This is a genomic window from Vibrio sp. OPT46, assembly GCF_015163535.1.
Lineage (GTDB): Bacteria > Pseudomonadota > Gammaproteobacteria > Enterobacterales > Vibrionaceae > Vibrio > Vibrio alginolyticus.
Map to the genome: position 1 here is coordinate 1 of NZ_JADDYG010000349.1, position 401 is coordinate 401.

General features: G+C 45.6%; 1 pseudogene. It reads right to left on the reverse strand.

Annotated features, from left to right (window positions below):
• Positions 1–114 precede the first annotated feature (114 nt).
• Positions 115–401 (reverse strand): annotated as a pseudogene (locus tag IQR33_RS15790) (BCCT family transporter); the annotation flags it as partial.

The following is a 401-nucleotide window of genomic DNA, read 5'->3' on the forward strand; positions in this document are numbered from 1 at the left end:
CAAATGAGGCCTCATACGGCTTTAAAATACAAAACGCCCGATGAAGTACATCGAGCGTTTTAGTTAAAAAGTGTCAACCCATATCAGGACGGGTCAGATTGATGAAACGACGCACTAACTTAGTACTGGTCCCTGATTGAGTGTGGAATCACTTTTTTGTGAGGATCTTGAAGCGATAGGCTCGGAAGCCACTGTTTTGCTTTCAACAAGCGGTTCAACAGGACCATCAAGTTTCTCTTGCTCTGGGTGAACATGCTCAGGCAGCATTGCCCATGGCTTAGGTTCGCGTCGAATACTATGAAACAGCGTTAAGCTCATCACCGCGATAAAAATGGCGATAGGGAAACCGGCAATAATGGAGGCCGTTTGCATTGCTTTTAACCCTCCTGCGTATAGAAGTA